17 protein-coding genes are annotated in these 22,727 nt (G+C 39.8%); 2 read left to right on the top strand and 15 right to left on the bottom strand.

Features of this window, described 5'->3' with window-relative positions; genetic code table 11:
* Positions 1-27 precede the first annotated feature (27 nt).
* The 14 genes from ftsY to ACIFUW_RS00455 form a co-directional block, all read right to left on the bottom strand.
* Complete coding sequence (gene ftsY, locus ACIFUW_RS00520) at positions 28-1,026, bottom strand: signal recognition particle-docking protein FtsY (RefSeq protein ID WP_002287900.1); 999 nt, start codon at positions 1,024-1,026, stop codon at positions 28-30.
* A 10-nt stretch (positions 1,027-1,036) separates the two neighbouring features.
* A complete protein-coding gene (locus ACIFUW_RS00515) occupies positions 1,037-1,846 on the bottom strand; it encodes a Cof-type HAD-IIB family hydrolase (RefSeq protein ID WP_002287898.1) in 810 nt (269 codons plus the stop codon).
* An 8-nt stretch (positions 1,847-1,854) separates the two neighbouring features.
* Positions 1,855-5,436 carry a chromosome segregation protein SMC gene (gene smc / locus ACIFUW_RS00510; RefSeq protein WP_002296872.1) on the bottom strand — a complete coding sequence of 1,194 codons (3,582 nt, stop codon included), beginning with the start codon at positions 5,434-5,436 and terminating at the stop codon, positions 1,855-1,857.
* A gap of 19 nt (positions 5,437-5,455) precedes the next feature.
* Entirely contained in the window at positions 5,456-6,142 is a 687-nt protein-coding gene (gene rnc, locus ACIFUW_RS00505; protein WP_002287896.1) for a ribonuclease III, read from the bottom strand.
* A 347-nt stretch (positions 6,143-6,489) separates the two neighbouring features.
* Positions 6,490-8,271 carry an oligopeptide ABC transporter substrate-binding protein gene (locus ACIFUW_RS00500; protein WP_002287894.1) on the bottom strand — a complete coding sequence of 594 codons (1,782 nt, stop codon included), beginning with the start codon at positions 8,269-8,271 and terminating at the stop codon, positions 6,490-6,492.
* 25 nt (positions 8,272-8,296) lie between these two features.
* Complete coding sequence (locus ACIFUW_RS00495; RefSeq protein ID WP_002287893.1) at positions 8,297-9,211, bottom strand: ABC transporter permease; 915 nt, start codon at positions 9,209-9,211, stop codon at positions 8,297-8,299.
* A gap of 26 nt (positions 9,212-9,237) precedes the next feature.
* On the bottom strand, positions 9,238-10,200 hold the full coding sequence (opp4B, locus tag ACIFUW_RS00490; protein ID WP_002287892.1) for an oligopeptide ABC transporter permease: 963 nt from the start codon (positions 10,198-10,200) through the stop codon (positions 9,238-9,240).
* Complete coding sequence (locus ACIFUW_RS00485; protein ID WP_002287891.1) at positions 10,200-11,144, bottom strand: ABC transporter ATP-binding protein; 945 nt, start codon at positions 11,142-11,144, stop codon at positions 10,200-10,202. The genes opp4B and ACIFUW_RS00485 overlap by 1 nt, the downstream gene beginning before the upstream one ends.
* Positions 11,145-12,149: an ABC transporter ATP-binding protein gene (locus ACIFUW_RS00480; RefSeq protein ID WP_002287889.1), complete on the bottom strand. Its 1,005-nt coding sequence runs from the start codon at positions 12,147-12,149 to the stop codon at positions 11,145-11,147.
* A gap of 267 nt (positions 12,150-12,416) precedes the next feature.
* Positions 12,417-12,659, bottom strand: a complete 243-nt coding sequence (gene acpP, locus ACIFUW_RS00475) for an acyl carrier protein (protein ID WP_002294295.1) — start codon at positions 12,657-12,659, stop codon at positions 12,417-12,419.
* 121 nt (positions 12,660-12,780) lie between these two features.
* Positions 12,781-13,782: a phosphate acyltransferase PlsX gene (gene plsX, locus ACIFUW_RS00470; RefSeq protein WP_002289721.1), complete on the bottom strand. Its 1,002-nt coding sequence runs from the start codon at positions 13,780-13,782 to the stop codon at positions 12,781-12,783.
* Between the two features lie 48 nt (positions 13,783-13,830).
* On the bottom strand, positions 13,831-15,867 hold the full coding sequence (recG, locus tag ACIFUW_RS00465; RefSeq protein ID WP_002289722.1) for an ATP-dependent DNA helicase RecG: 2,037 nt from the start codon (positions 15,865-15,867) through the stop codon (positions 13,831-13,833).
* 116 nt (positions 15,868-15,983) lie between these two features.
* Positions 15,984-17,666 (bottom strand): DAK2 domain-containing protein, encoded by a 1,683-nt coding sequence (locus ACIFUW_RS00460; protein ID WP_002289723.1) that lies wholly within the window; start codon positions 17,664-17,666, stop codon positions 15,984-15,986.
* Between the two features lie 51 nt (positions 17,667-17,717).
* The gene (locus tag ACIFUW_RS00455; protein ID WP_002294298.1) at positions 17,718-18,080 is read right to left on the bottom strand and encodes an Asp23/Gls24 family envelope stress response protein; all 363 of its coding nucleotides are present in this window, start codon (positions 18,078-18,080) and stop codon (positions 17,718-17,720) included.
* A gap of 269 nt (positions 18,081-18,349) precedes the next feature.
* Between ACIFUW_RS00455 and rpmB the strand changes: the two genes are divergently transcribed.
* Both rpmB and ACIFUW_RS00445 read left to right on the top strand, forming a co-directional pair.
* Entirely contained in the window at positions 18,350-18,538 is a 189-nt protein-coding gene (rpmB, locus tag ACIFUW_RS00450) for a 50S ribosomal protein L28 (RefSeq protein ID WP_002290463.1), read from the top strand.
* Between the two features lie 237 nt (positions 18,539-18,775).
* Positions 18,776-21,445, top strand: a complete 2,670-nt coding sequence (locus tag ACIFUW_RS00445) for a YfhO family protein (protein ID WP_002288728.1) — start codon at positions 18,776-18,778, stop codon at positions 21,443-21,445.
* 454 nt (positions 21,446-21,899) lie between these two features.
* On the opposite strand, the gene truA is transcribed toward ACIFUW_RS00445, so the two are convergent.
* Complete coding sequence (gene truA, locus ACIFUW_RS00440) at positions 21,900-22,646, bottom strand: tRNA pseudouridine(38-40) synthase TruA (protein ID WP_002288727.1); 747 nt, start codon at positions 22,644-22,646, stop codon at positions 21,900-21,902.
* Positions 22,647-22,727: the final 81 nt, after the last annotated feature.

The following is a 22,727-nucleotide window of genomic DNA, read 5'->3' as shown; positions in this document are numbered from 1 at the left end:
TCACAGCTCCTGCTTTTTAGACATGGGTTATTCTTCTTTTAGTAATCCTTTGAACAATCCAACGACAAAATCATTTGGATCAAACGGCTCCAAGTCATCGATTCCTTCACCAAGACCGACCAATTTCACTGGTAAATGCAATTCATTACGGATAGCAAGTACGATACCGCCCTTTGCTGTACCATCTAATTTTGTCAAAACAAGACCGGTCACATCTGTTGTTTCTTTGAATTGTTTTGCTTGAACCATCGCGTTTTGACCAGTGGTTGCATCTAATACAAGAAGTGTTTCTTGGGGTGCTTCTGGTAATTCCCGCTGGATTACTCGTTTTATTTTTTCTAATTCGTTCATCAAGTTCACTTTATTTTGCAGTCGGCCTGCAGTATCAACTAGTAAAACATCTGCCTGCTCTGTCTTTGCTCTTTCCAAAGCATCGAATACGACAGCTGCTGGATCGCCTCCTGCATTGCCACGAACAACTTCAACACCAGCGCGTTCGCCCCAGACAACTAACTGGTCGATTGCTCCAGCGCGGAAGGTATCTGCTGCTGCCATCAATACTTTTTTACCTTCGTTTTTGAACTGATGGGCAAGTTTACCAATACTTGTTGTTTTCCCTACACCATTAACACCGACAAACAAAATAACTGTTAGTCCGTCTTCTTGGATATTTAGTTCATTTACTTCATTGATTCCTTCCGCTTCATAGAGATCCACAAGTTTCTCGATGATCGCATTTTGGACTTCTGCCGATTTTTTCGCATTTCTGAGTTTCACTTCTTGACGTAATGCTTCGGTGATTCGTATCGCTGTTTCAAAACCTACATCTGCACCGATAAGTGTTTCTTCTAATTCTTCAAAAAAGTCTTCATCGACTGTTCGAAAATTGGCAAACAACTCATTCATCCGTTCACCAAATGTTTTACGCGTCTTTTCTAAACCCTTGTCGTACTTCTCCTGTACTTCAACTTCTTCTGTTTTCTCTTCGCCAGTAAAAGCACGCTTGATTTTATCAAAAAATCCCATTTGACTCCCCCTACTCTAATACAAATTTTTGGATCACTTTGGCTACGCCATTTTCTTCATTGCTGGCTGTCACGAAATCTGCTGCTTCTTTGACGAAAGGCACAGCATTCTCCATCGCTACGCCTAGTCCAGCATATTGGATCATCGGTAAATCATTTTCCTCATCACCGATCGCCATGATTTCTTCTTGTTTCAAACCAAGATCTTTTGCCAATAAAGAAATACCATAAGCTTTTGTAACACCTTTTGGCATAAATTCCAAAAGCATACTTCTTGTTTTGATGATCTCATACATTTCATGGAATTCTGCTGGTATTTCTTTGATTTTAGGATCTAATTCTTCTTGGTCATAAGCGATTACTGCCTTATTAAGCACAAATTCATCTGTAATATCGCTTATATCCGCTGGTTGGAATTGCAGCAGCTTATTCAACACATTGTACAAGGATTGCTTCCTTGGGGCACTAGGCAGCTGTAAAACCACATTGTCAGACAAAACATCTAGTGGCAGATCCAATTGCTGAGCCAGTTTGTATAAGCGTTGGATATCTGATACTTCCATCACTTTCTTTTCCATGATTTCACCAGTATCATTTTTTTGTACCAAACCGCCGTTGAAAGTGATGCTGTAGTCACCTTCATCTACCAGTCCTAATTCTTGCAGATAATGCGCCATCGCAGCTAAGGGGCGTCCTGTACATAGAACGATCTTGACCCCTTGCTGTTTTGCTTGTGCTAATGCTTGTTTATTCTCATCTGAAATCAGCTTTTGTTCATTTAATAATGTACCGTCCAAATCGATTGCTACTAATTTGATCATTTTCGTTCCTACACTTTCGTTTCGTTGATTTTCGCCTCTTCATTGATATCTTCCATCCGTACAGAAACGATTTTTGATACACCGGATTCCTGCATCGTCACTCCGTACAGTACATCTGCTGCGACCATCGTTCCTTTGCGGTGTGTGACTACGATAAATTGTGTGTCATCTTGGAAATCGCTCAAGTAACGACCAAAACGTTTCACGTTGGCTTCATCTAACGCTGCTTCTACCTCATCTAAGATACAAAACGGAACAGGACAGACACGGATAATGGAAAAGAGCAACGCGATGGCTGTAAGTGCTCGTTCTCCTCCAGAAAGCAAACTTAGACTTTGCAGTTTTTTGCCAGGAGGTTGTACTTCAATCTCAATACCTGTTTTCAGCAAATCAGTTGGTTCCGTCAGTACTAATTCAGCTTTACCGCCGCCAAACATATTTGGAAAGACAATTTTGAATTCTTGACGGATAGCTTCAAATACTTCTTTGAATCTTGTCCGCACTTCATCATCCATCTCATCCATCGTTTCAAACAATTGGTTTTTCGCTGCTAACAGATCATCTCGCTGTGTTGCTAAGAATGTATGTCTTTCACTGACTTGTTCGTATTGTTCGATTGAATTTAAGTTTACTGGTCCCAGTTTTTCAATCTGTTCTTTTAAGGATGAAACCTTTGTTCTACTGTCTTCGATATCGGTTGTTTCTTGATAGTCTTGGGAAGCTTTCTCAAATGTCAGCTGATATTCTGACTGCAGATAGGTCAAATGATTATCTAAAATCATTTCAGCTCGGTCTTTTTGGACTTCTAATTTGGATTGTTCCGACAGTCGTGCTTTTTGCTCACGATTACGCTCTGCCAAGACTGCTTCAAGCTTATCGATCTCCTTTTGCCTTCTATCTCGCTGCTCTTTGGCTTTTGCCAACTCGGCTTTTAATGTTTCTCGCTGAGCAGATAATTCGTTAATTTGTTTTTCCAAACTTTCTTCTGTGACTTCATGATCAGAAAAGTCTGCTGTCAATGTCGCCAACTGCTTTTCTATCGCTTCTTGACGTTCGGTTGCCTCTGCTTTTTGGACTCGGGCACCGCGGAGCTGGATCTGCAGATGATTAAACTGCTCTTTCAAGACAGCAAGATCTGCTTGTTCTTGTGCTTTTTGACTTTGTACTTGTGCTCTTCTGGCTTCCATCTGGTCGCTTTCTTGACTTAACGATTTGATTTCTTCGTCGATTTTTTGTCGTTGCGATTCAAGATCTGTTTGTTTGTCTTTCAATTCGTTCGTTTGCTTTTCGTAATCTTCGATAAACTGCTGCAGTTCACGTGTCTCAAAAGTTGAGATTTGCTTTTCTTTTTCAAAACGTTCAAGTTCATTTATGATGTTTTGTAGCTGATTTGTCGCTTCTTGTTCTTCAAAACGTAATTGTTCGCCTCGTGTACGCAAAACTTCTTGTTCTTCGGCTAAACGAGCTGTTTCTTGTTGCAGCTCCTGAACTTTTTTTTCTTGTGCTTGGAGTTGTTTATCTGCTTCTTCAAATTCACTAGTCAACTGTTTCAATTCTTGATTTTGTACAAACAAACTGCCTTGGTTTCCTCGTTTATTCGCTCCACCTGTCATGGATCCTCCGGCATTCATCACATCACCTTCTAAGGAAACCACTCGATATTGATAGCGGATCGTTTGCGCGATTGCATTGGCACTAGTTAAGTCTTTGGCTAAAAGGATCGTTCCTAGCAGGTTTTGAACCACAGTTTGGATTTGATCGGGATAACTGACTTGTTCACTGGCAATCCCTATAAACCCTTCTACAGCTGCTGCTTGTGTCAATATATGAGCCGGTAATTGTCTTGGTTTGATTGTCGTCAGTGGAAGGAATGTTGCTCTTCCTCCTCTTTGCTGTTTCAAATACGTGATGGCTTGCCGAGCATCTTTTTCATTTTCAACGATGACATGCTGGGCTGCCCCACCTAAAGCTGCTTCGATAGCTAACGTGAAATCTGCAGGAACATCGATCAGTTCAGCCACTGCTCCGACAATACCCGAAAGCTGCTGTTTATGCTGCAAGACCAATCGAACCCCTTGGTAAAAACCAAAATAGTTTTCTTGGATTTCTTGAAGGCTTTTCTTACGAGCACGTAGCTGCTGGACTTGATTCATTAATTGATACATTTTAGGCTGTTCTTTTGCTAATGCTTCTTGGAACTTTTTCCCGTTTTGTTGGATCATTTCTAACTTCTCTTTTGTTTCAGTTAAAGATGATTTTAGCTGCGCCTGCTTTTGTGTCAATTCTTCTTTTTGTAAGATCAATCGGTCTACTGATGCTTCTACTTCCGATTGCTTGGCTAACGTCTGCTTGCTTTTTGCTGTTTCTTGTATATATTGACGTTCTAGATACTTCAGTTCGTTTCCTACAGCTGCTTGTTCTTGCATCAAATCAACATATTGATCTCTTAATTCTGCCAATAATTCTTTCGTTGATTTTTGGTATTTTTCTAATTCTTGCTGTGTTTTTATGAGATTTGCTTCAGCTTTTTGGATCTCTGTTTCTTTTTCTGCTGCTGCTTTCATCAAGCTTTCTTGAAGCTTTTCAAAATGTTTAACCTTTTTTTGTGCTTCTGCTAATGAAGTTTGATATTCTTGCGAGCTTTTTTGTGTATGCTTTGTCCGCTCCTGCAAAACATCTTTTTGTCCTTCTGTCTGCTTCAGTTTTTCCGAAAGATCTAATAATACTTGCTGATTTTTTTCGATCAGACGATCGGCTTGCGCATTTTCTTTACGCTGCTTCGCCAAAATGGATTCTTGTTCTTGGATCGACTCAGATAGTTTGCCTAATTCTAGATTGAATTTCGCAAGCTGTGCTTGTTTGTTGTCCCAATCTTTTTTTGCTGTCTTGATTTCAGCAACCATCAAAGAGACATCGGTTTGAGTCAGTGTTTCTTTTAGCCGTAAAAACTCCTTTGCTGCCTCACTCTGGGCGGCCAAAGGAGTTAACTGTTCTTCCAATTCGTGGATGATGTCTTGGACGCGGCTGAGGTTGTCTTCTGTTTCAAAAAGCTTCTGTTCTGCTTTCTTTTTCCGCTGCTTGTATTTCAAGACACCAGCTGCTTCTTCAAAGATCCCACGACGGTCTTCCGGTTTACTACTGAAAATCGCTTCTACTTTTCCTTGAGAAATGATTGAGAACGATTCTTTTCCTAATCCAGAATCTAAGAACAATTCTTGGATATCTTTTAATCTGCAGCTTTGTTTATTGATGAAAAACTCGCTTTCCCCAGTCCGTCGATAACGGCGGGTTACACTGATCTCATTGTACTCCAATGGCAGATAATGATCACTATTGTCTAAAATCACTGTGACTTCTGCAATATTCAGCTGCTTACGGGTATCGGAACCGGCAAAGATGATATCCGGCATTTTTCCGCCTCGCAGACTTTTAGCAGATTGTTCTCCTAATACCCAGCGGATAGCCTCTGTAATATTGCTTTTTCCGCTGCCATTTGGTCCAACCACTGCTGTGACGCTATTTTCAAAATCAATGACTGTCTTGTCTGCAAATGATTTAAAACCGGCTATTTCAATTCGTTTCAAATACAAAGCTTTCCCTCACTTACTTTTACAGTGCTGCCAATGCATTTTCCGCCGCAGCTTGTTCTGCTAATTTTTTCGATTTCCCTTGTCCAGTGCCAATCAATTGATCATCTACATAAACTTCGATCCAAAATACTCGTTCATGAGCTGGACCTTCTTCATTGATCAATCGGTATTCGATTGATACATCACCTGATTTTTGCAAGACTTCTTGTAGTTTTGTTTTATGATCCATCTCATGTGAAAAAGCACCTGCTTTGACTTTAGGAAAAATCACTTTTTCGATGAATGCATGGGTCGTGTCGAATCCCTGGTCAAGATATAACGCGCCTAAAAAAGCTTCGAATAGGTCGCAAAGCAATGCTGGTCGCGTACGTCCTCCTGAATTCTCTTCTCCCTTGCCCAACAAAACATATTGATCAAAGTGACATTCTTTGGCAAATTTCGACAAGCTGTCTTCGCGAACGATCGCAGCTCGTGTTTTTGTCAATTTTCCTTCTGGCAAATGAGGATATAAACGGAATAAATACTGAGAAACCATCAGTTCTAAAACGGCATCTCCTAAAAATTCAAGTCGCTCATTATCCGATAATTGCAGATTGCGATGCTCATTCACATAGGATGAATGGGTAAAAGCTTGTTCAAGCAAATTTAGATCGTGAAAAACGATGTTATAGTTTTCTTTTAGTTCTTTTGTCAGCTGGTTGTCCATTTTCCACATTCCTTTTATGGATATTTTTTCGATACTTCCTTATTATACTGGTTTTTTGTCAAATTTGAAATGGTTCGGTCAAAAGGTAAGTAAAGCTTTAATAATCCTAGTGATTGACGAGAAGTTGTGAAAAATTCGTTTAGTTTCGAGTATGAAGAAAAAATTTTGTGAAAATGGCTTTCCATATTTTTGCATAAATTTGACTTAATACCGAGAAACTGGACTTTGAACACCGTTTATTGGAGAAGTCATGAAATCAGCGCCTTGACCTGAATATTAGAGAAATAAACAGAAAAATATCAAAAAACCGAAAAAGGACATCGCCCTTTTTCGGTCATTTTTAGTGATTATGAACGTGAATCTGCTGTAACAGAAACATTTGCCCATGGGTTTGGTACATCATAAGACCAATCCCAGTCTTTGACACGGTCGTTGACTGGCAATACTTCATTACGGAACAACGTTGGAATCGCAAATGCTTCTTCAAATGCATATTGTTGCCATTTTTGATATGCTTCTTTTTGGTACTCTTCATCAAATGCTTTGCTTGAACTGATATCGTTGATCAATTTTGTATTTTCTTCTGATTCATAACGAGTGTAGTTGAACGCAGCATTTGGTCCCCATAGTCCACTTGGATTTGGATCAGTTCCTGTATTCCAAGCAGCTTGGTAAACATCAATTTCAGGATCATCGTTTTCTAATTTATCATAGAAAGAATTGAATTCGATCAGACGACCTGTTGTGTATTGGACATCCAAACCAATTTCTTTCCATTGTTGGATATAGTAATCTGCCAATGGTTGCGCTGTTTCCCCACCGGACATCGAAGCAAAGTTGATTGTTAGTTTATTTCCATCTTTGTCTTCTCTTAAACCATCGTCATCCACATCTTTGTAGCCAGCATCATCTAATAGTTTTTTCGCTTTGTCTAGATCTTGTGTGAATCCTTTCATCTCATCATCATGGTATGACTGGAATACTGGAGGAATCAATGAAGTCGCATTGCTTCTCAAACCTGCATAGAAACGTTCACCTACTGCATTATTATCTAATGCATAGCCCATTGCTTGACGTAATGATTTATCAGCCATTTTTGAATCTGGATTGTATTCCACACTCTTTGTATCTGCATTCCATTTACCTAACTTGAATCCTAGATAAGTATAAGAAGTTTGTTCACGGCCTAAGTTTGTATAGCCAGCAATTTCTTTATAGGTATCGTAAGTATCTGTTGGCATTTGGAAAATCATATCATATAATTTAGAGTTCAATGCTTCAGTTGCACTTGCCATCGGTACAGATTTCATCGTGATCTTTTTCAATTTAGGCGTACCATTCCAGTAGTGCTCGTTTGGCAAGTATTCTACTGATTCTCCTGCAACGATATTACTCATGTAATAAGGGCCAAAAGTCACTGGATTTTTACGTACTTGATCGCTTGATTCCATATCTTTGATTGCTACACCTTCTAACGTATGTTTTGGTGCTGCATATGACCAGATACCACCACCCGATTGAAGCATGCTTGGGTTTACTTCTTTATATTCGATTTCAACTGTTTTGTCGTCTATTTTTTTGATTCCGGAGATTGTGTCGGCACTTCCATCATGATATTCTTCCATACCTACGATGTTACGGAAAGTGTCGTCATAACGGATACCAGTGTAATCTTTATTCCCAATGATTTCGTAAGGGAAAATCACATCGTCCGCCGTTACATCTTCACCATCTGACCATTTGACGTTGTCTTTTACTTTGATTGTCGCTTTTTTCGTATCTTCATCTAGATCAAGCGTTGCAGCTCCGTCGTCTGTGATTCTGAAATCGTCATCGTTTGCAAATAGCGGTTCATGAGAAGGAGCCATAAAAGCTGCATCATATGAATCTTGGTAAAACTCCCACTGGAACAATCCTTTAAACTGACTGTCCGTTGCGACCGCAGCTTCTAATTCGCCGTCTTCGATTGCATCATCATTATTTTTTGTTGCAATTGGAAAAGTTAATTCCTCTTTGTTATTGCCGTTGCCTCCAGAGTTGTTTCCAGAGGTATCTGTACCTCCGCCCCCGCATGCTGCAAGAACGACAGCAGACATCAGCGCTGCAAATCCAAAAATCGTTTTCTTCATTCCTATTTCCCCCTTCGCTTCTATACTAGCCTAACCGTTGGCGCGCATCTGCAGAACGCTTGAATGCTTGTCCAACATAATTGATACTCAACATCAAAACTAAAATAAGGATTGATGCGGGTAACCAGATCCATTGCCGATTCACTAAGACTTCTCCGTTACTTGCATAACCGATCAATGTACCTAAACTAGGTACATTTGCCGGCAAGCCGAAACCTAAGAAAGTCAAAGTTGTCTCGATACCGATGTTTGCCGCAAAGTTCATCGTCAAATTAGTAATGATTAATGAACTTAGATTCGGCATGATTTCGCGGAACATGATTTTAAAATCATTGGTTCCCATTGTTTTTGAGGCACTGACATAATCTCTTCTTGCTTCAGATAATGTCTTGCTTCGGAATAATCGGGCTTTAGCTACCCAATAAAATGCACTCATGATGAATATAAAGGACCAGACATTGTATCTGGAAATAATCGATACGAAGACGATAATGATCAGCATGATCGGTAGAATCATGATAAAATCAACGATCCGCATCAAGATGTTGTCAATGATCCCTCCGTAGTAGCCAGAGATGATCCCTAATCCAACCCCGATGATCGAAGTAAGGATCGTGATCGCAAATCCGATCGTAACAGAGTTTCTAGCACCTATGATCAATTGTCCTAATACATCACGTCCGCCTTCATCTGCTCCCAGAATGAACTTTTGTCCTTGTGTCGAAACTGTTCCTGGTGCAGCGTATTTGTCGAAGATACTAACATACATCACTTTGTCTTGATCGGTCAGCATCGCACCGATAAAGATCACTAATAATAAAACCACTAGCAAACCTAATGAAAAAATAGCAATTTTATCTTTTTTAAATTCTCGAGCAATCATTCGTATCCCCATAGGAGGAATACTTTCTTGAACTGCTGTATTGTTTTTTTCACTCATCGATCCATTCTCCTTTCTGATTGGTTTTATTGAATCCGAATACGCGGGTCAACGATACTCATGATGATATCTGAAAGTAATGTCCCCACTAGCGTCGCGATTCCTAAAATCAATACTAAGGATGTGATCACGGTATAGTCCCGTTGGCCGATGGAATCAATAAATAGTTTTCCGACTCCCGGATAACCAAAAATCTTTTCGATAACTACAGAACCAGCAATCAACGAAGTGATTTCATACCCCATTTGAGAAGCCATCGGCAACGCTGCATTTCGGAAAATATGTCGACTGAATACTTTATTCGTCGGTACCCCTTTGGAACGGGCTGTTCTGACAAAATCGAGCGATTTCGAATCGATTACTTCACTTCGCAGATATTGGATTGTGACGGCAGTCGCCAAAAATGCTTGGGTAATTGATGGTAACAGAATATATTTCAAACGGTCTATCCATTGAGTGATAAATCCACCTTGCAAACCTAGTGTTTGTGATCCACTTGTTGGGAACCAGCCTAAACGATAACCAAAAACAAATAGCATGATCAAGCCGAAGATAAATAAAGGAACAGCAAAACTAAAGAAGTTGTAGATTACGACAATCTTATCCAAGATTGAATTTTGATACCGGCCAGCAAGCATCCCCAGAGGCACAGCAATCAAATAAGTAAGGACAACTGTCAAGATCGATAGATATAAAGTGTTGATGATCCGTTCGCCGATCAAGTCAGCAACAGAGCGTTTGTATAAGAAACTTTGACCAAAATCGCCTTGCAAAGCATTTCCGATCCAACGGAAGTACTGGACATACCATGGGTCATTCAAGCCAGCTGCTTGTCGCATCTGTTCGATCACTGCCGGATCCTGATTTGGATTGATCAAACCGGTAAATGGATCCCCCGGCATCGCTTGGGCTAATAAGAAGATCAGAACACTTAAAATAATAACTTGCGGGATCATCAATAAAACACGTCGCAGAATCGTTTTCCACATTAGCTTGCACCTCCATCTTTCAACGCCACTTTGTGTGTAGTTGTGATCGTACGCAAATCGTAGACTCGACCAGTCGCATCATAGTATTCTTTTTGGTTTTGGATATACTCTTGTTCTACTCTTCGTCGATTTTCTTTGTGGCTTTCCCTATTTTCTACATCGATTTGCGGAATAGCTGAAAGCAGACGTTTCGTATAGATATGTCGCGGGTCATTATAAATGTCTTCTCTTGTACCGATTTCTACAAATCGACCTTTGTACATAATTGCGATATTGTCGCACATGTGTTTTACTACACCTAAATCATGTGAAATGAATAAATAGCTGAGGCCGTATTCTTGCTGGATTCGTTTCATGAAATTCAATACTTGCGCTTGAACAGATAGATCCAGAGCAGATACAGGTTCATCGGCTACGATCAGTTTTGGATTGGTAGCAACAGCACGGGCTACTCCTAGACGTTGACGTTGTCCGCCTGAAAATTCATGAGGATATTTATATAGCGCATCTTCCGGCATCCCAACGATATCTAGCAGTCCTTTTACCTTTTTCTTTTCTTCTTGATCGCTTAACCGTTCAAAATTTCGGATGGGTTCAGCAATGATATCCAACACTCGCTTTTTAGGATTCAAACTGGACATTGAATCTTGGAAGATCATCTGCACATCCTTGTTATAACCCATTTTTTTGCGGTTGCTTCGCTTCGTTACATCTTTTCCTTCATACATGATTTGTCCGGCTGTTACCTTTTCTAATCCCACAACGGCTTTTCCCGTAGTAGATTTTCCAGAGCCAGACTCTCCCACTAAACCATATGTCTTTCCTTTTTCGATAATAAAATCCACACCATCTACAGCATATACATGATCCGTTACTCGATTGAAGAATCCACTGCGAATAGGGTAATGAACTTTCAGGTCTTTGATTGTGATTAATTCTGTCATCTACACCTCTCCTTTTTCGTCTCTAAAGTGGAAATGCTTATAGCAGGAGCAACGTACCAAGTGGTTCGGTGCGACTTCATGAAGGATAGGCTCTTCTTCATGATCGCTTGCTGGTATCCATGGAATACGTGGTGCAAACCGACAACCTTTACGAGGCATGTTTTTCAGAGAAGGAACGACACCTTCGATCACATGGAGTTCTGCATCATGATTTCCTTCTTGTGGTATAGAGTTCAGTAAAGAGCGTGTATAAGGATGCTTAGGATGATCAAACAGTTCTTTTACACCTGCTACTTCAACGAACTGTCCGCCATACATCACTGCCACTCGATCAGCCATTTCTGCTACGACTCCTAAGTCATGAGTGATCAAGATGATCCCTGTTTTTGTTTCTTCCTGAAGGTCTTTCAGTAAATCAAGAATCTGTGCTTGGATGGTTACATCTAGGGCTGTCGTCGGTTCATCTGCAATGACGATTGGAGGTTTGCAGGCGATTGCGATTGCGATGATGACACGTTGTCTCATACCGCCTGATAGTTCATGGGGATATTGGCGTCCAACTCTCGCAGGATTAGGAATCCCTACTTGTTCTAGCAATTCTAGTGCACGAGCTTGACGCTGTTCTGCATTCATCTTTGTGTGATAGGAAAGTCCTTCTTTGATCTGGTCTTCGATTCTCATGAGAGGATTTAATGCAGACAACGGATCTTGGAAAATCATTCCGATATCATTTCCGCGGATTTTATTATAGAGCGTTTCGTTCAGGTCGATTAAATTCAGATCGTTATATAAAATCTCACCTGTAATTTTTGTGTTATTAGGATCAAGTAATCCCATAATCGTAGTAGCCAAGGTACTTTTCCCGCACCCAGATTCCCCAACGATTGCTAAAATCTCGTTTTTGTCTAAAGTAAATGAAACGTCATCTACTGCATCGTAATAGTCATCTTTGAGTCGGAATCCTGTATGTAGGTTCTGAACTTCTAATAATTGGTTATCGGACAATCGAATACCCCTCTCTGCTTCCTAAATGGAAGTTTTTCTTAATAAAAAAGGACATTACACAGAATAAATCGTTTTATAACAAAGGTTATTCTTATCTTTGTGTAATGAATTATTAATAATTATATAGAAAACCGCTTTACTTTGCAACATAATTTCTGTTTATCGCCAGAATTATCAGAAAAATGACTTTTACGTGTCAAAAAGATTAAAAAAAGAAGGATAAAAAGCTGCATGCAGCTTTTTATCCTTCTTTGCTTTTATTTGAAATTATTTAAGATGGCTGCTGATATAATCTACTGCGCCACCGACTGTTTCAATTTGTTCAGCGTCTTCATCTGAAATTTCCGTACCGAATTCATCTTCAAGCTCTAAAACGAATTCCATAATACTAATTGAATCAGCTTTTAAATCATCTTTGATGTTCAATTCATCCGTCACTTTATCGGTATCTATCTCAAAATGATTTGAAATAATTTTCGCTACTTTGTTAAATACTTCTTCGCGAGTCAACTTTTTCACCTCCAAGAATCATACACTTGTCAATTACCTACACCATGGCTAATTTTACTGGCATTTTTCAGGAATGTCCACCTTTTTTTCAATGGAACGGATCGCTTCAGATATCCAAATACTATTCTTCGCTTTTTTCAAATTGTTCGACTAATTGTCCAACTACATCTGTCTCAAGCATTGTGTGGATTTGGCGGATCGTATAGCGAACAGCATCGGGGCCTGTTGCTCCATGAGTTTTAATGACTGGTGCTTTCAAGCCAAACAAAACGGCACCGCCATGTTTGGAATAATCCATTTCTGCTTTCAAAGAACGTAAGCCGTCTTTTAAAAGCATAGCGCCCATTTTTCCTTTGATCCCTTCATTTAGAATAGCAGATTTTAATAGATTCATCATATTCATTGCTGTTCCTTCAATAGATTTCAAAACAGCGTTGCCTGTAAATCCATCTGTGACCACTACATCAGCCACACCATTGAGTAGCTCACGAGCTTCTACGTTTCCAATAAAATTCAAGCTTGTTTCATTCTGAAGGAGTTCATAGGCTTTTTTCGTCACTTCACTACCTTTTGTTGCTTCTGTTCCGTTGTTTAAGAGTGCGACACGAGGACGTCCGATACCTCGGACTTTACGTGCATAAAAAGAACCTAAAATACCGTATTGCAACAAATGTTCTGGTTTGTTTTCTGCGTTAGCGCCAAGATCCAGCATATCGAAACCGGCACCTTCTTTCCCTACTACTGGCAAGGTAGACATCAAGCCAGGGCGTTCGATATTTTTGATACGTCCTACGATGAACAACCCTGCTGCTAGTAGCGCGCCTGTATTCCCTGCTGAAAATACAGCATCTGCTTCACCGTTTTTCACTGCTTGTGCAGCAAGGACCATTGATGCAGTCTTTTTTCGTCGAATTGCTTTTACTGGCTCATCATCACTATTGATTTTTTCGTCTGTATGGATAATCGTGATGTTTTTTTCATTTGTTAAGTATTTCTTGATTTCTGCTTCTTTTCCGTAAAGTAAGAATTCTACTTCTGGAAAATCTTGCTGCGCTAAAGCCACGCCTTCTACAATTGCTTGAGGTGCGTGATCTCCGCCCATTGCATCTACGGCAATTTTCATTGTTTCCACTCCTTTTTCCGTCATCAGTATAAAGTATAGCACAGTCTGCTAATCGAAATAACGATTATCCTGATTTTCTATTTGGAGGCTTTGCGCTAAAGGCTGATACTCAGGAAGCATCTGCCAATCCTTTATTTGCCAAAGGGCTGCAGCCTCTTCTCTGGCTACCTCCAAAACATTTCCATCCGTCACCAAGTCAGCAATCGCAAATTGAGGCAGACCAGATTGACGGAAGCCAAATACTTCACCAGGACCACGTAATTCCAGATCTTTTTCGCTTAGTACAAAACCATTGGTGGTCTCTGTCATGATTTTCATCCGTTCCACACCTAGTTCATTTTTAGGATTAGCAACTAAGATACAGTAGGAAGCATCACTTCCGCGTCCAACACGTCCACGAAGTTGGTGCAGCTGTGCCAATCCAAATCGATCCGCATCCATGATCAGCATGACGGTCGCGTTCGGCACGTTTACCCCTACTTCAATTACAGTAGTCGAAACTAATATCTGCATCTGGTTGTCTTTGAAGGCTTCCATGATTACTTCTTTTTCCTGATTCTTCATTTTACCATGTAACAAGCCAACTTCATATTTTGGTGCAAATAGTTCACGAAGTTTTTCATAGATTTCCACTGCATTTTTTACATCTAATGCTTCTGATTCTTCAATCAGCGGACAGATGACATACATTTGATGTCCTCTTGCCAGTTCTTTTTTCGTCCAATCCAGTACACTGTCCAATTGAGGTGTTCTTACCCAGCGTGTTTCGATCGGGATACGTCCAGCTGGAAGTTCATCAATGATAGATACATCCATCTCACCATATGCTGTAATAGCTAATGTTCTAGGAATCGGAGTCGCTGTCATAAATAAGACATCTGGTCGCCAGCCTTTTTCACGAAGTACTTTCCGCTGGTTCACGCCAAAACGGTGCTGCTCATCCGTAATAACTAGACCTAAATTCTGAAATTCGACTCCATCTTGGATCAATGCATGTGTGCCGATCACGACGTTAATTTCCCCTTGCTCTAGTTTTTCAAGGAGCTCACGTCGTTCTTTTGCTTTCGTTGACCCCGTAATCAATGCGATGGTTACTTCATTGGGATCAAACAGCTGTTGCAAGCTTTCCATATGTTGTTGTGCCAAGATTTCTGTAGGCACCATCAACGCACCTTGGAAACCTGCTGTAACGGTAGCGTATAACGCAATCGCGGCAACCACTGTTTTTCCGCTACCTACATCTCCCTGCAAAAGTCGCTGCATATGCTGCGGACTGCGAAGATCCCGACAGATTTCATTCGTTACACGTTTTTGTGCATTTGTCAGTTCAAAAGGTAGCTTTTGAGTAAATTGTTTCAATTTTTGGACATCATAAAGGATCTCCAAACCATTCGTTTCTGCTTTTTCTGCTTTTTTCAATCCTTGAAGACGCATTTGAAATAAAAAGAACTCTTCAAAAACGACACGTCGTTTGGCTTGATGGTTTTCTTCGTGGTCTTTTGGAAAATGCATACTTCTTACAGCAGAAGCTCGGTCAAGCAGTCGATATTTCTCCACAAGGTTGTTTGGCAGATTTTCTTCAATCAATGTGCCGTATTCTTGAAACCCTTTTTTGATTAGATCAACTAATGTCGTTTGACGAATTGATTTGTTGACGTGATATATCGGCGAAAAGTCATCCATTGTTTGAGAACCTAAAATCTTCATCCCGTTCAAGGCTTTACGCTTTGCATCCCATTTACCGTATACGGCGATTTCCTCCGATAAAATGACTTTTTCTTTTAGATAAGGTTGATTAAAAAAAGAAACGTTGAACACATCATGTTCTTGCATCATACGAAATTGCAATCGGCTTTTTTTATAACCAAATCGATTCATCACAGGAGGCGAGACTACGATTCCTTTCAAAGTAACCTTTTCTTGATCCTGGATCTCGTTTAGATTTCTTTCCTGAATATCTTCGTAGCGAAAAGGATAATAAGTCAGTAAGTCTTCAATCGTTTGGATGCCCAAGCTGGCAAGACTAGCTGCTCTTTTTTCTCCGACTCCTGCCAGCATAGTGATTGGATCATCTAAAGAACGCATAAATTTTTCCTCCCTCCTTTAACAAAAAAAGGACTTGGTCAGCGATCATACCTGATCACTAACCGAAGGCCTTTTATGAATGAATACTGTGTTAGAAAGATATTCTGACACAGAAATTATTCAGCAGAAAATAGATAAGGATAGACAGGCTGATCTCCTTGGTGGATCTCGATTTCCAAATCAGGATGTTTTTCTGTTAGTTTCTCAGCAAATTCATTTGCTTGTTCAACTGTTCCTTCATCACCTGCCAAGATCGTTACGATCTCTGTGTCCTCATTGATCATTTGTTCTAGTGTACTTAACGCTGTTGCTGTGATATCTGGGTTAGAGATCAGGATTTTTCCATCGATCATGCCCAAAAAGTCTCCTTCTTTGATCTCTACACCGTCAATTGAGGTATCTCTGATCGCGTGAGTGACTTGACCGCTCACAACGCTAGACAACATTTCTGTCATCGTTTCTTTGTTTTCTTCTAAAGAAGCTTGATCATTGAATGAAAGCATAGCTGTCAATCCTTGGGAAATCGTTCTTGAAGGAACAACTGCTACTGGGATATCTGCTACTTCTGCTGCTTGATCAGCTGCCATGAAGATGTTCTTATTGTTTGGCAAGACAATCACTTTATCTGCGTTTACTTCTTGAATCGCTTTAACAATGTCTTCCGTACTTGGATTCATTGTTTGTCCACCACTGATAACATAATTAGCGCCTAAACTTTCAAACAGCTCTTGGACGCCTTTACCAGCAGCGATCGCTACGATACCATACGGGATACGTGGTATTTCTTTTTTCGCAAACTCGTTCACTTCTTCATCGTGTTCCAAAATCGTCTCATGCTGCAAGCGCATGTTGTCGACTTTGATTTTGACTAATGAACCGAATTTTTGTCCATAATTCAAGACTTCTCCTGGGTTTTCTGTATGCACGTGGACTTTGATGATCTCGTCATCATTGACCACAAGTAAAGAATCTCCTATACCATCTAAATAGTTACGGAATTCTTCGTAATCGAATGTACTATCGACTGTAGGTCCTTCTCCGATTTTTACCATGATTTCTGTACAGTAACCAAAATGGATATCTTCTGTCGCCATTTGACCTTGGACACTGCGATGATGTTCTGCATTGACCATATCATCCATTTCTGCTGGAGAAGGTTCATATGTTTCATCCGCTTGGAATTCTCCATTCAATGCACTTAAAAAGCCCTCATAAACAAACAGCAGTCCTTGCCCTCCACTGTCTACGACACCGACTTCTTTTAGGACTGGAAGCAAGTCTGGAGTTTTAGCTAAAGCACGCTTTGCTCCTTTTACAACAGCTGTCATTACTTCAACGACATCATCAGTACTTTTTGCTTTCTTTTCTCCAGCTTTCGCTGCTTCTCTAGCTACTGTCAAAATCGTTCCTTCTACTGGTTTCATTACTGCTTTATACGCAGTTTCAACTCCATGAGTGAAGGCTGCAGCAAGATCAGAAGCATTTAATGAGACAACATCTGGAATTTGCTTAGAAAATCCACGAAACAATTGAGACAAAATAACGCCGGAATTTCCGCGCGCACCCATCAGCAATCCTTTTGAAAGCATTGCTGCTAATTCTCCTACTTTTTCTGAGGTTGAATCTACTACTGCCTTAGCTCCACTAGTCATAGATAGATTCATATTTGTTCCCGTATCGCCATCTGGCACAGGGAATACATTTAATGAATTGACGTATTCTGCATTTACTTGCAGACGATTCGCACCTGCCTGGACCATTTCCTGGAACTGGCTTGCACTTATTTCTGTTACACTCACCTAGATAATCCTCCTTCAGATCGACTGCTGAGTTACCAGCCAGTCTCCTGCCTAGTCTGGCAGTACACGAACACCTTGTACAAAGACATTAACTGAATTGGCAGTTACGCCTAATAATGCCTCTAGATTGTATTTCACTTTTTCTTGGACGTTGCGGGAAACTTCAGAGATTTTCGTACCATAGCTGATAATCGTATAAACATCTACAGCAATACCATTATCTTCTTGGCGGACAACTACTCCTCTTGAGTAATTTTCTTTACGCAAAATCTCAGTAATATTATCTTTAATTTGATTTTTGCTGGCCATTCCTACAACACCGAACACATCTGTCGCGGCGCCACCAACAACTGTTGCAATTACATCATTGGTAATTTCAATGGTTCCAGCTGACGTTTGAATTTTTACAGCCATGAATGAGCCTCCTTAACGGGTAAAAAACTCCCATTTTTCTTCTATCATATTTTATCATAGCGCAACTTGAAATAAAAGGCAGTTACCCAAAGTACTCAAAAACCTTGCAAAATTTCAGGTATAACCTTGTTTAATTTACAATTATTCTTCTCAATTGTCAATTGTATCTATGAAAATGTACTTGCAAATTCCCATTCTATATGATATGTTAGTCTGGTATGAGCTGAATTATTCTATTGCTCCAAATCAAGGCAAAGGAGGAAATTACCATGGCAAAAGTTTGTTACTTTACAGGTCGCAAGACAAAAAGTGGAAACAACCGTTCACACGCTATGAACTCAACAAAACGTACTGTTAAACCTAACTTACAAAAAGTTCGCGTTATGGTCGACGGAAAACCTAAAAAAGTTTGGGTGTCAACTCGTGCTTTGAAATCAGGAAAAGTTGAACGCGTTTAATTGAATGATACTTGGACCGTTCAGATAGTGAACGGTTTTTTATTTAATAAAAATTTTTAAGGGTGGGACTTTTGATTCCTACCCTTTTTTTGCGTTTATTTTTGTTATACGAACAAATTATGAAGTTATTTATTCTAAATTTTATTTTTTTGTGAAAACTAGACTCTTTTTAAGCAGAGAAAAACAAGGATATGATAAACTGAATACAACTTCATAGAAATTTGGTGGAAAATAAATATGAAAAAAAATTTAAAGTCATTCTTTAGAGAAAACGGACGCTACGCAGCAGCTAGTTTCCTGATTCCGTTTTTGATTTTAGCACTTGTTTATCTAAGTATCGGAATCTATCCTGGAAGCAGCAGAAGTATTTTGGCAAGTGATGCCTTTTCACAGTTTTCTAATTTTCATGCCAGCTTCCGAAATGTTCTTCTTGGAAAGCAAAGTATTTTTTATACATGGAATGCTTCTCTAGGATTGAATTATTTATCTTTAATTTCTTACTATCTAGGCGGGATCTTCACGCCACTGGTGTTCTTTTTTCCAAACCAGATGATGCCAGATGCACTGTATGTTCTGACTTTGCTTAAGGTCGGCTGTGCCGGATTGGCTTTTTGGTTTCTTGCACGTACGTTCAAGATTCCTCGCTGGGGGCATGTTGCACTTAGCGTCAGTTACGCATTGATCTCATTTATCACTGCACATTCGGAGATCATCATGTGGCTGGATGCATTTTTTTATCTTCCATTAGTGATTTTGGGGATTCATCGTGTTATGGATCTTAAACGGCCGAAACTTTTATTTATCAGTTATTTACTCTTGTTTTTATCCAGTTTTTATATGGGTTTTATGATTGGCGTATTTTCTTTCTTATATTTTATCGCCCGTCTATTGACAAACTGGTCAGAATATAAAAAAACGATTGTTCCTTATGGTATCACTTCTTTACTGGCAGGCGGCGCTTCAATGATCATTGTATTGCCAGCAGTGCTGGATCTTCGGTCAAATGGCGAGGCACTGAGTCAGATCACTACGTTGAAAACAGAAGCGACTTCTTATCTGGATCTAATCATGAAAAATATGATTGGTGTTTATGACACGACAAAATACGGATCGATTCCGTTCGTTTACGCAGGTCTGCTACCATTAGTCCTCTGTCTGTTTTATTTTGCCAGTCGGAAAGTACCGTTGAAAAATAAATTTTTGTACGGCAGTCTTTTCGCCATACTTATCGCAAGTTTTTATCTTGTTCCATTGAATTTGTTCTGGCATGGTATGCATGCACCGAATATGTTTTTATTCCGTTATGCCTATCTGTTCTCTTTCTTAGTGCTCCTGCTTGCAGGAAAAGGATGGGAAAAGATAGAACAAGACGATCGTGGGCTGTTGTTAGGAATCATTTTGGTCGTAGCTGCTCTCTTTGCGGTGGCATGGGGCATCAAACCTGAAGGAAGCTACACCTATGTGACGATGACTTCCTTTGTATTGACAGTGGTTTTCTTAGGGATTTATGCTTTTGCTGTGGGATTTTATCAGCATAAAAAACTTTCATTCAATCATCTGAGTATATTGTTATTATTGATCATGTCTGCTGAAGCACTGGTCAATACGAACAGTATGATCCATGGCATTCTTGATGATTGGAATTATGCTTCCCGCAGTTTATATACTGATCCTTATCCTGACTTGAAAGCTCTTGTAAATGAAACAAAAAAAGATTCCGACTCGTTTTACCGCTTGGAAAATCTGGATCCAGTATCTGCAAACGATTCGATCAACTATGGTTACAGTGGTATCAGTTTGTTTTCTTCTATAAGAAATCGTAATTCTTCCTCTTACCTGGATAAATTAGGTTTCCGTTCAAGAGGGACAAATTTGAATATCCGTTATAACAATAATACTTTGCTGATGGATGGGTTTACAGGAATCAAATATAACATTTCTAAAAACGAAAGCACGTTCAGTAAATATGGCTTCCGCCAAGCTGGTCAAAGCGGCGACTATACACTGTATCAGAATGTCAATGCATTGCCACTAGCATTTACTGCACCGTTGTCCGTTAATGATGTTGAGCAGCCAGTGACAGATAATTTGACCAGTCAGACAAACTTGATCAATACATTGTCTGGTCTAAATGAACAGTATTTTACATTCTATACACCTACTTTGAAGAATCAGTTGAATACGACGATCACAAAGACAACGACTGGCGTCACTTACTCAGAAACAGCAGATAACCAGCCAAAAGAGCTCACTTGGGAAGTCCATGTGCCTGCAAATACACAAGCTTACTTAAGTTTGTTCCCAACCAATTTTGCGCAATTAGAAAGTTCTAGTGCGACGATCACTGTCAATGGTACATCGCGAAAAACGCAAATCAACATTTCTGGTCAATACTATGATCTTGGCTATTATCCTCAAGAGACAACAGTGACATTTACTGCAAGTTTTTATGGGACGAAAGAAATAAGTTTCATGGAGCCTAAAGTCGTTGGTCTAGATGTTGTAGCCTATCAAGCCGCAATGAATCAGATCAAAGAAAAAGGTGTCGAAATGGAAGCCACTGGCAGAAAAGCTTCTGGGACTGTAAATACCGCTGAAGATTCCATGTTGGTGACAACTATTCCTTATGACAAAGGATGGAAAGCTAAAATTGATGGGAAACCAGTCAAGGTCAGCAATTTCAAAGACGCATTCTTGATGATAAAAGTTCCAGCAGGTAAACATACTGTCACTTTCAGTTACTTGCCTGAAGGATTTACGATAGGTGCAATCCTTTTTGTCCTATGTATTGCATTGTTTATTCTTTATGTCTGGTACCTTGACCGCAATCGCCCCTTTTATGGCACGATTGATCCAGCAATAGAAGAACAACCACGAAACACACACAGAAGAAGACGTAGAAAATAAAGAAACGATGGAACCTGTTCAGACTGTCCGCACCAAGGGCAATCAAAACAACGTTCCATCGTTTTTTGGTTACAGAAAAAATAGGTAACAAAAAGATGATTCACTTATCAACGCCTCGTCCACAAGTCACGATATTCATCAAAGATGAGAAGCTGTTTTTTGAAATTGCTCTTTGTGACTCAGAGTTAAATGACAGGCTCACGACCTCTTTCTTAAACGGTGTTCAATCAGCTGACCTTCGGTATTAGCTCAACAAACGGCAAAATATGAGGAGCTATTTTCCCGTTTGTTTCTCTAATACTCAGGTCAAAACGCTGATTTCACGACCTCTTCCTTAAACGGTGTTCCAGAAGTAGCTTCTTCGAAAATAAGCCGAAATTTTGCAAAATTTTGAGAAGTAATTTTCGTAAATACCTTCTTATTTCTTGAAGCTGACCACTTCTATCATAACCTCTTATTCATATTTCACTTCATACAAATAAAGTCCTTCAGGGTGTGCTGTAGGTCCTGCTGCATTACGATCTTTTTTCGCAATAATATCTGGGATACTATCTTCAGGCAATCGGCCATTGCCAATTTTCAAAAGCGTTCCTACTAAGATCCGTATCATCTTATACAAGAAGCCATTTCCCCTAAATGTAAACAACAATTCGTCTTTTGTTTCATTTACCTCCATCTTAGCCTCGTAGATCGTACGTATTTTATCCTCTATCGAGCTTCCTGATGCACAAAAAGAGGTGAAATCGTGAGTCCCTAATAAATCAGGAAGCGCCCGCTGAATTTTTTCCAAATCAAGTGGGTAAGGAAAATAACTTGCATAATGGCGTCGAAAAGGACTGCGTGGTTTCCCTATATCCACTCGAAATTGATACGTCTTTTCTTTGACCAAATATCTTGCGTGGAAGTCTTCTGAAACAATTTCTACTTGTCTTACAGCAATATCCTCTGGTGACTGGGTATCTAGCGCGAAACGCATTCGTTCTAACGGACGCTCCTCTGGATAATCAAAATGGATTACTTGCCCGATCGCATGTACTCCGGCATCTGTCCTTCCCGAACCAAAGACCGTGATTTCTTTTCCATTTGCCATTTTTTGTAATGTTTTTTCTACTTCTTCTTGAACAGTACGCCCATTTGGCTGTTTTTGGAATCCATTAAAATTTGTTCCGTCGTACGCAATGATTGCTTTGTAACGTACCATGTTTTTCTCTCCTTTGTTCCTAAAAGGTTATCTGGAATAATGATTTTTCTATAAAATTTTTTCGTTCTTTCTTTTCAGATA

It is taken from the genome of Enterococcus sp. PLH-Efm8, from assembly GCF_053011625.1.
The sequence above is the reverse complement of the archived record's forward strand: the minus strand, read 5'-3'. Positions and strand labels throughout refer to the sequence as shown.